Source organism: Flavobacterium odoriferum (assembly GCF_025499515.1).
GTDB classification, from domain to species: Bacteria; Bacteroidota; Bacteroidia; order Flavobacteriales; family Flavobacteriaceae; genus Flavobacterium; species Flavobacterium odoriferum.
Window position 1 is genome coordinate 81,003 of the sequence record NZ_JAMKFA010000010.1, and the last position, 10,625, is coordinate 91,627.

10 protein-coding genes are annotated in these 10,625 nt (G+C 29.4%); all 10 read left to right on the forward strand.

Going from position 1 to position 10,625, the window contains the following annotated elements; genetic code table 11:
* The first annotated feature begins 23 nt into the window (after positions 1–23).
* The 10 genes from M9Q43_RS08840 (at position 24) to M9Q43_RS08885 (ending at position 10,609) form a co-directional block, all read left to right on the forward strand.
* Entirely contained in the window at positions 24–2,051 is a 2,028-nt protein-coding gene (locus M9Q43_RS08840) for a hypothetical protein (RefSeq protein ID WP_262318569.1), read from the forward strand.
* Positions 2,052–2,135: 84 nt separating this feature from the next.
* Positions 2,136–4,094: an LTA synthase family protein gene (locus tag M9Q43_RS08845; RefSeq protein ID WP_262318570.1), complete on the forward strand. Its 1,959-nt coding sequence runs from the start codon at positions 2,136–2,138 to the stop codon at positions 4,092–4,094.
* A 134-nt stretch (positions 4,095–4,228) separates the two neighbouring features.
* Complete coding sequence (locus M9Q43_RS08850; RefSeq protein ID WP_262318571.1) at positions 4,229–4,666, forward strand: thioredoxin family protein; 438 nt, start codon at positions 4,229–4,231, stop codon at positions 4,664–4,666.
* The gene (locus M9Q43_RS08855; RefSeq protein ID WP_262318572.1) at positions 4,663–5,646 is read left to right on the forward strand and encodes an FAD:protein FMN transferase; all 984 of its coding nucleotides are present in this window, start codon (positions 4,663–4,665) and stop codon (positions 5,644–5,646) included. The genes M9Q43_RS08850 and M9Q43_RS08855 overlap by 4 nt, the downstream gene beginning before the upstream one ends.
* A complete protein-coding gene (locus tag M9Q43_RS08860; protein WP_262318573.1) occupies positions 5,647–5,856 on the forward strand; it encodes a DUF4266 domain-containing protein in 210 nt (69 codons plus the stop codon). It abuts the gene before it with no gap.
* A 9-nt stretch (positions 5,857–5,865) separates the two neighbouring features.
* Entirely contained in the window at positions 5,866–7,197 is a 1,332-nt protein-coding gene (locus tag M9Q43_RS08865) for a DUF3570 domain-containing protein (protein WP_262318574.1), read from the forward strand.
* Between the two features lie 9 nt (positions 7,198–7,206).
* The gene (locus tag M9Q43_RS08870) at positions 7,207–7,872 is read left to right on the forward strand and encodes a response regulator transcription factor (RefSeq protein ID WP_262318575.1); all 666 of its coding nucleotides are present in this window, start codon (positions 7,207–7,209) and stop codon (positions 7,870–7,872) included.
* A 1-nt stretch (position 7,873) separates the two neighbouring features.
* On the forward strand, positions 7,874–8,758 hold the full coding sequence (locus M9Q43_RS08875) for a cation diffusion facilitator family transporter (protein WP_262318576.1): 885 nt from the start codon (positions 7,874–7,876) through the stop codon (positions 8,756–8,758).
* A gap of 2 nt (positions 8,759–8,760) precedes the next feature.
* A complete protein-coding gene (locus tag M9Q43_RS08880) occupies positions 8,761–10,152 on the forward strand; it encodes a HAMP domain-containing sensor histidine kinase (protein WP_262318577.1) in 1,392 nt (463 codons plus the stop codon).
* 82 nt (positions 10,153–10,234) lie between these two features.
* Positions 10,235–10,609, forward strand: coding sequence for a hypothetical protein (locus M9Q43_RS08885; RefSeq protein ID WP_262318578.1), 375 nt, complete (start codon positions 10,235–10,237; stop codon positions 10,607–10,609).
* The last annotated feature ends 16 nt before the right edge of the window (positions 10,610–10,625 follow it).

Genomic DNA, 10,625 nt, shown 5'->3' on the forward strand with positions numbered 1-10,625 from the left:
TATTCACTAATCACTTAAAAAAAATGACAACAAGCACAATTTTACTTCTCATCTTATCAGTAATTATTGCTGCTGGATTGTCGTTTTATCAATACTTATACAAAGTCAAAAATCAATCAAAATTGTATTGGTTTTTGGCTTTTTTGCGTTTTATTAGTTTGTTTTCGATCTTTTTATTGTTGATAAATCCGATTATTAGCCGAAAAATCAATGAAATAAAAAAGACACCTTTACCGATAGTTGTTGACAATTCCAAATCCATTTCTGAATTAAAAGCAACTAAGGAAGCAAACGAATTGTATCAGGAAATAACTGATAATAAAGAAATTGCAGAAAAATATGACGTGCAATTATTTTCATTTGATAACGAATTTAAGTCTCTTGAACAATTAGATTTTAAAGGAAATCAATCGCATATTGATGGTGTTGCCAAAAATTTAAAACAGTTATACAGAAACACCAATTATCCTGTTGTATTGTTTACCGATGGAAATCAAACCATTGGAAATGATTATGTGTTTAGTTTTCAGGAAAATACAAGTGTTTTGCCAGTTGTTTTAGGCGATACAGCTACGGTTTTTGACTTGAAAATTAATCAAATAAACGTAAATAAATACGCATTTTTAAAGAATAAATTTTCAGTTGAAGTATTCTTGCAATACAATGGAAATCAGCCTATTTCAACGATTTTTTCGATACAGAATGGTAATCAAACTATTCATAAACAAACCGTTAGTTTTTCGAAAGATAAAAGAGCACAATCTATTTCGGTATTGTTAAATGCGGATAAGGTAGGGATTGCAAAATATAAAGCAGTAATTTCTTCTAATATAAAAGAAAGAAACACATTTAATAATAACAAAAATTTTGCAGTTGAAGTAATTGATCAGCGTAGTGAAATTGCTTTAATTTCAGCAATAAATCACCCAGATTTAAGCGCTTTAAAGCGAAGTATAGAAGTTAATCAACAACGCAAAGTAAGCATATTTAAACCAAACGAAATCAAATCATTACAAAATTATAATGTTTTGATTTTATATCAACCAAATACTACATTTAAAGCTGTTTTTGAACAAAACAAATCAGCTCAATTAAATACATTTATCATTACTGGAACGGCAACCGATTTTAATTTTTTAAATCAAGCTCAAAATGATTTGTTGTTTAAAATGTCGGCACAAAAAGAAGATTATTTAGCAACTTTTGAGTCGAACTTTAATTTGTTTTCGCAATCAAATATTGGTTTTGAAAATTTTCCACCTTTGGAACATAATTTTGGAACAATTGCTACAAAAAGCAATATAAACACAATGCTTTCGGCACGAATTAGAAATGTACAATTGCAAAACCCATTGTTAACTTTTACCGAAAATGGTAGTAAAAGAAACGCTTATTTATTAGGTGAAAACATCTGGAGATGGCGATTGGAAAACAACTTAAACAAAAAATCATTTGATGATTTTGATTTATTTACCGATAAAATTATTCAGTTTTTGGTAACAAATGCTTCAAAAAAGAATTTGAATGTTACTTATGAAAGTTTCTATAATTCGGGCGAAAGCATTGAAATTACAGCTGAATATTTTAATAAAAACTACGAATTTGACGACAAAGCTCAACTAACCATTCAGGTTGTGAATTCAAAAACAAAATTGTCTAAAAAATACGATTTACTTAAATCTTCAAATAACTTTAAAGTTAATTTAGATGGTTTGGAAGCAGGAAATTATTCGTTTAAAGTAACCGAAAAGCAATCAAACAGTAGTTTTTCAGGAAGTTTTGAAGTTTTAGATTTTGAAATCGAAAAACAATTCGTAAATCCGGATAAATCGCGATTAGAACAATTAGCTTCCAACACAAACGGAACCATTTTTTATCCCAACCAAATAAATAATTTAATCAAATCGTTGCTTGAAAATGAAAATTATATCCCTATTCAAAAGGCAACCATCAAGAAATCGCCACTTATCGATTGGATTTGGTTGTTAATTTTAGCAATAATAACTTTGGCTACCGAATGGTTCACTCGTAAATACAATGGTTTGCTGTAGCTTAAGCAAAATTTAAGAAGTAATTAAGTTACACTTAAGACAATTTACTTTGCTTAAATTCAACTTTGTATAAAATTAATTTTTATGCAAGTTGCTTCATATTTATCTAAAAGATATGCTCTTTTACTTGGTTTTTCAGGTTGGTTTCTGTTGTTTTCATTGCTACTTAGAATAGTATTTTTGGTTTGGCAATTAAATGATTTAGAGCTTTCTATATTTAGTTTAATCAAAATTTTAGGAATTGGATTGTTTTTTGACATTGGTGTGCTGTCGTTTTTGTTTGTAATTAGCACCTTTTATATTTTATTAATTCCTCAAAAATGGATAGGTAGTAGGCTAGATAAACTCCTAATTTATTCAGGTTTTTCTTTAACATTATTCATTTTTGTTTTTACTTTTTTTGCCGAAATCACATTTTGGGAAGAATTCAAATGCAGATTTAATTTTGTTGCAGTAGATTATTTAATTTACACATTTGAAGTCGTACAAAACATTCACGAGTCGTATCCATTATATGTATTAATTCCATCAATGCTTTTGATAACTGGAGTTATTTTTTTCTATTTCTGGAAAAAACAGTTTTTCATTGAAACATTTAGCTCTAGAATTTCTTTCAAAAAACGAATAATTCCTTTTGGGGTATCTATAATTGTGATGTCTTTTTATACATTATTCATTACTAATTCAAGCGCAGAATGGTCAACAAATCGTTACAATAATGAAATTTCTAAAGCAGGAGTTTACTCTTTCTTTGCAGAATTAAGAAATAATAAATTAGACTTTAAAACATTTTATACTTCAATTTCCGACGAAGAAGCATTTAAAATTGTTAGAACAAACTTACAAGAAGAAAATGCAAGATTTATAGCAAATGACTTTTCAATAAAACGAAAAATAACAGATAGTTTGGACACGAATAAAAAACCAAACGTAGTTTTTATTTTGATTGAAAGTATGAGCGGAAGTTTTATGAGTGAATTTGGTAACCAAGAAAAAATCACACCATTTTTAGATAGTATTGCCAACAAAAGTTTATTCTTTAAAAATCTATATGCAACGGGAAATAGAACTGTTAGAGGTATGGAAGCGGTAACCTTATCAATTCCACCAACACCAGGTCAAAGTATTGTAAAAAGACCAAATAATGCTAATTTATATACTATTTCAAATGTATTTAAAAGCAAAAATTATCAATGTAATTTCTTTTATGGTGGTGATGGTTATTTTGACAACATGAATGCCTTTTATGGCGGAAATGGTTTTGATATTTATGATAGAGGCAGAGGTAGCATTTTAAGTGATGCAATTAAAACTACACGTCATAATATTGAAGATAATGAGGTTACATTTGAGAATGCTTGGGGTATTTGTGATGAAGATATTTACAATAAAATGATTAAAGTTGCAGATGAATATCATCAAAAAAACAAACCTTTTTTGAATTTTATCATGACAACATCAAACCATAGACCTTATACCTATCCAAGTAATAAAATTGATATTCCTTCAGGAACAGGTAGAAATGGTGCTGTAAAATACTCCGATTATGCATTGCAACAAATGTTTGCCAAAGCAAAAAACAAGCCTTGGTTTAAAAATACAATTTTTGTTTTTGTAGCAGATCATTGTGCAAGTAGCGCTGGAAAAGACGAAATTGATGTCAAAAATTATCAAATTCCAGCAATTATTTATGGGCAAAATTTAATTCAACCCCAAAAAGTAACAAAATTATGCAGTCAAATAGATGTTTTTCCAACACTATTTGGTCAATTGCATTGGAGTTATAAATCAAACTTTTTTGGAACAAATATTTTAACAAATACTTATAAAGAGCGTGCTTTAATAGGAACATACTTAAAATTAGCATGTAAAACAAATAACAATGTTGAAATTTTATCTAATCAAAAAAAGAATGCAAATTATAAGTGGAATCCAGTTTCAAATCATTTGCTTTTATTACCTGAAAAAAAATCAAAACTTTATGAAACAATTGCATGGTATCAAACGGCTGATTATCTATATTTGAATAACAAATTGAAGTAAACTTAATATTTACTTAAACCCTAAACCTAAATACAATATGTAAACATTTTTGCTGTTATTTTGTAATAGTATTTAAAGTAAAAATTATAAAAGCTATTCTCCATATAGTTAATGAATTAAAAAGTATGAAAAAGATGAAAAAAATCGCAATAATAACTTTCGTTTTCTTATCCAGTTTTAGTTTTGCTCAAGAATGGCAAACTAATTTTGAAGAAGCAAAAAAAATAGCAACAGAACAAGATAAAAATGTAGTAATCGTTTTTTCAGGTTCAGATTGGTGTGCGCCATGTATCAAATTAGATAAAAATATTTGGCAATCAGAAGCTTTTAAAAAAGAGGCAAAAGAAGAATGGGTTTTAGTTAAAGCCAATTTTCCAAGAAAAAAAGCAAATGAATTACCAAAAGAGCAAACGGAACATAACAGAAAATTAGCCGAAAAATATAACGTAGAAGGTAGTTTTCCATTAGTTGTAGTTTTGGATAAAAATGGAAAAGTATTAGGAAAAATGGGATTTAAAAACGTTTCTCCAGAAGAATATATCAAAATGATTCACGCATTAGAGAAAAAATGAGAGTAGTAACGATTCTTTTATTTGCTTTAGCAACAAGTAGTTCATTTGGTCAACAAATTTTTAAGAAAAAACAAAATTTGTTAGGAAGTCCATTTGAAATTACGGTTGTTGCTTCCGATTCAATTCAGGGAAATCAATACACTGATTTGGCTATAGCCGAAGTAAAACGAATTGAAAATTTAATTTCTGATTGGATTCCAACAACTCAAATTTCAAAAGTGAATCAAAATGCTGGAATTACTCCAGTTAAAGTAGATAAAGAAGTATATGATTTGGTTGAAAGAGCTACAAAAATTTCTAAATTAACTTCAGGAGCATTTGATATTAGCTATGCATCAATGGATAAAATTTGGAAATTTGACGGAAGCATGAAGGAAATGCCATCTTCAGAAGCTATTAAAAAATCGGTTGAAAGAGTTGGTTATCAAAACATAATTCTAAATCCAAAAGACACCACAATTTTCCTTAAAAACAAAGGAATGAAGTTAGGTCTTGGTGGAATTGGTCAAGGTTATATAGCAGATAAAATTAAAGTTTTACTTCAAGAAAAAGGGTGTAAAAGTGGAATAGTCAATGTTTCAGGCGATATCAATACTTGGGGAAAACAACCAAGTGGTGAACTTTGGACAGTAGGAATTGTAAACCCAATGAACAAAAACAAAGTATTTGCCACGTTTCCATTAGATGATAGTGCGGTCGAAACTTCAGGAAGTTATGAAAAGTTTGTTACGTTCAACGGAAAACGCTATTCGCACATTATTGATCCAAGAACAGGTTATCCAGCAAGCGGAATTGTAAGTGTGTCTGTTTTTTCAAAACAAACTGAATTAGCAGATGCTTTAGCCACTGGAATTTTCGTTTTAGGAGTAGAAGTTGGTTTAGATTTAATCAATCAATTAAACGGAATAGGTTGCATTATTGTTGATGATAAAGGCACAATTCACGTATCAAAAAATATAGACATTAAAAAATATCAGTAAATGAAAAAGATAATTTTAGTTGTAATAGTTGTTTTTTCAGCTATTTCATGCAACACCGTTAAAGAGTACGATAAACAATATATCAATGATCCAGAAATGAAACTTTCTGCCAGAAGTTCAGAGCGTTTTGAAACTACATTCCAAGTGTATCGCGAAGCGGCTTCTGGAGCAAATGGCGGAAAAACAGGTGGTGGTTGCGGATGTAATTAATTGAGAAAAATGAAAAATAAAATAACCCTACTATTTGCATTTTGTTCGCTAATTGGTTTTTCTCAAGAGAAAGATTCAACTGATGTAGCGTATAAAAAACGTGTATTAGAATCTATCGAGGTCGATTTTTTAATGAGTTATTACAAACAAGATGGAATTCATTCAGCTGTTTCTGGTGGAAAAGGTATGGAAGAATTAACAAATCTTACACCAACATTTGTAGTAGCAATTCCATTAAATGATGATGACGTACTAACTGTTGATGCAGGAATTTCAGCCTATTCTTCGGCTTCGTCTGGAAATATTAATCCGTTTGATAGCAATACACCAAGTCCATGGCAAGCGAGTTCTGGAGCTTCGGCACAAGATGTTTTAACGTCTTTGGTTTTAAATTATAGTCACAGTTCTGATGATAGAAACACTATTTGGAATGGTCACATCTCGGGTTCAGTGGAATACGATTATTCATCCATTGGTTTTGGTGGTGGAGTTTCAAGATTATTCAATGGGAAAAACTCCGAAGTTTCAGTTGCTGCAAACGTTTATTTAGACACTTGGAAACCTATTTATCCAAAAGAATTGCAAGATTTTGCTGATTTCAATGGAACTATTGGAGGAATTTATAGCGATTTCGTAATTACACCAGGTCCAGACCAATCTCCATCAGAAGTTTACAACCCTACTAATTTTAAATTTCAAGATCAAAAAAATAGAAATTCATTTGCATTGAGTTTAGGTTTTTCGCAAGTGGTAACTAAAAAAATACAAGGTTCGTTTTTCTTAGATGTTTTATATCAAAATGGATTACTTTCAACACCATACCAACGTGTTTATTTTGCTGACAAAGGCGATTTCTTCATCAATGAATTCCAATTAGCAGACGATATTGAGCGTTTACCAGATTCGAGATTCAAATTACCAATCGGTACACGATGGAATTTCTATTTGAATGAAAAATTAACGTTGAGAACTTATTATCGTTATTATTTCGATAATTGGGATATTACATCGCATACGCTAAATATTGAATTACCTTATAAATTGACCGAGAAATTTACTGTAATTCCAATGTACCGTTACTATTCGCAACAAAAATCAAAATATTTTGCGCCATATAAAGGTCATGTTTCAACTGATGAATATTATACTTCTGATTACGATTTGTCAACATTTAAGGCACATCAATACGGAATTGGCATCAGTTATACTGACATTTTTACCAATGCAAAAATTTGGAAGTTTGGACTAAAAAATATCGATTTACGATTTAATCATTACGATAGAAATGATGGTTTAAAAGCAAATATTGTTAGTTTCGGAATTAAATTTGTACAACAATAACAAGTTATTATGCATATTTTAATTGTAGAAGACGAAAAAGGAATTGTAGATTTTCTAAAGCAAGGTTTAGAAGAGGAAAACTACACCATTTCTACAGCTTTTGATGGTGCTGATGGTTTAAAAAAAGCAATAGAACTTCCGGTTGATTTAGTTTTATTAGATTGGATGCTACCAAAAATGCAAGGAATTGAAGTATGCAAAAACATTCGAAATGAAAAATCAAATTTGCCTATTATTTTTTTAACGGCTAAAGACACGGTTCAAGAAACTATCGAAGGATTAAAGGCTGGTGCAAATGATTATATCAAAAAACCATTTTCGTTTGAAGAACTTTTAGAACGAATTAAAATTCATTTTAGAGCAAAAGACGAAGCAAAAATATTAACTTTGGGTAATATTACAATTGATAAATCTAAATTTCAGGTTTTAGTAGATAATAACGAAATTTCATTGACACAACGCGAATTTGAATTATTAGAATATCTAATAAAAAACAAAGGAAGTGTTTGTACAAGAAACAAAATTATTGAAGATGTTTGGGACATTTATTTTGAATACGACACAGGTGTTATTGATGTTTTTATGAATGCAATTCGAAAAAAACTAAACTTAACCAAAGATCAAGACTTAATTAAAACCATTAGAGGAGTAGGATATATCGCAAACGATAATTAGCATGTCAAAAACCGAAACAGCTGTAAAAGCCACTTATTTTAGCATTATTGGAAACACTTTATTAGCTTTAATAAAAGGAATTACAGGCTATTTTGGTAATTCTTATGCCATGATTGCTGATGCAATTGAATCAACTGCTGATATTTTTGCTTCGTTTTTAGTGCTTTTCGGTATCAAATATTCTAATCGCCCTGCCGATAAGAATCATCCGTATGGTCATGGTAGGGCAGAACCTTTAATTACGTTTTTAGTTGTTGGGTTTCTAATCACTTCGGCAACTGTTATTGCTTACGAAAGTTTTCATAACATTGGAACTCCTCACGAATTACCAAAACCATTCACACTTTTTGTTTTAGGAGCTATTATTTTGTGGAAAGAAATTTCGTTTCAAATTGTAATGAAAAAAAGCATTGAAACCAATAGTAGTTCCTTAAAAGCAGATGCTTGGCATCATAGAAGCGACGCCATAACATCGGTTGCAGCGTTTATCGGAATTTCAATTGCGTTGTATTTTGGAAAAGGCTACGAATCTGCTGATGATTGGGCGGCTTTGTTGGCTTCTTTTTTAATTTTGTACAACTCTTATAAAATTTTCAGACCAGCATTAGGTGAAATCATGGATGAACATTTGTATCATGATTTAGAAGCTGAAATAAAAAGAATTTCTCAAACTGTTTCTGGTGTAATTTGTATCGAAAAATGCTTCATCAGAAAAGCCGGAATGAAATACCACGTGGATCTTCATGTAATGGTTGATGGCAATAAATCGGTAAAAGAAGGTCATGATATTGCTCATATTCTCAAAGACACATTACGGGAAAAATTAATAGAATTAGGTCATGTTTTAATACACATTGAACCAAATTTTGAATCCATCGAACGCTAATTATGTTATCTTTTTCATTTAAAAATAGAATTGCTTTTAACTACATTCTTAGTAGTTCAATACTTATTGCAATTGTTTTTCTTTCAATTTTTACCATCGTAAAATATAGTGTAAATCAACATATTAATGAAGAAATTCAGGAAGAATTGTACAAACATTTAGACGATGTTTCTACCGATTCTAATGATACCTATTTAATTCAGGTAGATCAATGGCGTGCAAGAGAACACAATTCAATTAGTGTTAATCCTGTTTTTGTCGAATTTTATGATAATAATAAACAACTCATTGACAAATCTCCTAATTTAAAAAATTCAAATGTTGAATTATTAGAAAATAGTAAAAACAATAAATTTTCAGACACCAAATTAAACGGAATTCCTATTCGACAAATTCAAACTCCAATTATTAATAAAGAAAAGGTAGTTGGTTATTTGGTAGTTGCAATGTCTTTAGAAGATTTTGAGATAGTTCAAATTCTGAAAAACATCTTATTAATTTCGTATCCTTTAATTTTAATTTTGCTTTTTTTAATTGCTCGATTTTTTGCTGGAAAAAGCATTAAACCTGTGAGTACAATTATTGATACTTCAAGTCAAATTACAAAAGACAACTTAAAAACACGAATTCCGCTTCCTGTAAATAAAGACGAATTGTATGTTTTATCGCAAAACATCAATAATCTTTTAGATAGAGTTGAAAATGCAATTGAACGTGAAAAACAATTTACTTCTGATGCTTCACATGAGTTAAGAACGCCATTAGCTGTTATGAAAGGCACTATGGAGGTATTGATACGAAAACCAAGAGATCAAAAAGAATATGAAGAAAAAATCAATTTTTGTATTACTGAAGTCGATCGCTTGAATCATATGGTTGACCAATTATTACTTTTGGCACGATTTGAAAACCAAAAACAAAATATTAAAAACGAGACCATTTATTTAAATGCTATTATTTTAGACAATTTAACGCGTTTTTCAAGTAAAATTGAAAATAAAAAACTCAAAGTAAATACTGAATTTTCAGAAGATTTTTATATCCAATCAGACAATTATTTGGTTTCTATTGTAATCAGTAATTTGATTTCCAACGCCATAAAATATTCAAATAAAAATGGAGAAATAAACATCAATTTAGTAAACAACAACAATCAAATATCATTTTCAATTGCAGATAAAGGGATTGGAATTTCACCAGTAGATATTGATAAAATTTTCAATTCTTTTTATCGTTCTGATGTTACTAATCATGCAGAAATAAAAGGAACTGGTTTAGGTTTGTCTATTGTAAAACGACTTTGCGATTTATTGAAACTGGAAATCGCAGTTGAAAGCAAGCTAAATCAAGGGACCACTTTTATTTTAAGTTTCCCTTTAGCCAAACTTAAGTAGCTCTTAAGTTTTTTCCTTTTTATATTCTTTACATTTGTATTGTAGTTTTTAGTATTTTTATAAAATGCTCAAATTGTATAAGATGAACAAATTAATTGCCTATTTCCTAATTTCAGTATTTATGTGTGCCAACACATCGATAGGGCAATTATTGAAAGTTCCAAATTTAATAGAACATTACAACGAGCATAAAAATGAATTAACTACAGATTCAATTTCATTTATTGATTATATTGTTTCGCATTATTCTAAAAACGCTGATAATAATCATGATCACGAAGATTTACCCTTTAAAACATTGGATAATTCGTCAAGCACATTATTCGCATTTTCTATAATTACCTATCAAATTCAAGTTGTTAAGCCTTTAATTTCTACTCAAAAGAAATTCTTTTATAATAAATCTTTTAAATCCAATTTGATTGCTTCAATTTGGTTACCGCCTAAATTATTCTAATATTTTGTTTTAATAA

What these genes read in the sequence shown, in the direction of transcription:
- M9Q43_RS08875 (WP_262318576.1), top strand. Translation starts at nt 7,874, where the DNA reads ATGTCAAAAACCGAAACAGCTGTAAAAGCCACTTATTTTAGCATTATT.
- M9Q43_RS08860 (WP_262318573.1), top strand. Translation starts at nt 5,647, where the DNA reads ATGAAAAAGATAATTTTAGTTGTAATAGTTGTTTTTTCAGCTATTTCA.
- M9Q43_RS08865 (WP_262318574.1), top strand. Translation starts at nt 5,866, where the DNA reads ATGAAAAATAAAATAACCCTACTATTTGCATTTTGTTCGCTAATTGGT.
- M9Q43_RS08855 (WP_262318572.1), top strand. Translation starts at nt 4,663, where the DNA reads ATGAGAGTAGTAACGATTCTTTTATTTGCTTTAGCAACAAGTAGTTCA.
- M9Q43_RS08880 (WP_262318577.1), top strand. Translation starts at nt 8,761, where the DNA reads ATGTTATCTTTTTCATTTAAAAATAGAATTGCTTTTAACTACATTCTT.
- M9Q43_RS08850 (WP_262318571.1), top strand. Translation starts at nt 4,229, where the DNA reads ATGAAAAAAATCGCAATAATAACTTTCGTTTTCTTATCCAGTTTTAGT.
- M9Q43_RS08840 (WP_262318569.1), top strand. Translation starts at nt 24, where the DNA reads ATGACAACAAGCACAATTTTACTTCTCATCTTATCAGTAATTATTGCT.
- M9Q43_RS08870 (WP_262318575.1), top strand. Translation starts at nt 7,207, where the DNA reads ATGCATATTTTAATTGTAGAAGACGAAAAAGGAATTGTAGATTTTCTA.
- M9Q43_RS08845 (WP_262318570.1), top strand. Translation starts at nt 2,136, where the DNA reads ATGCAAGTTGCTTCATATTTATCTAAAAGATATGCTCTTTTACTTGGT.
- M9Q43_RS08885 (WP_262318578.1), top strand. Translation starts at nt 10,235, where the DNA reads ATGAACAAATTAATTGCCTATTTCCTAATTTCAGTATTTATGTGTGCC.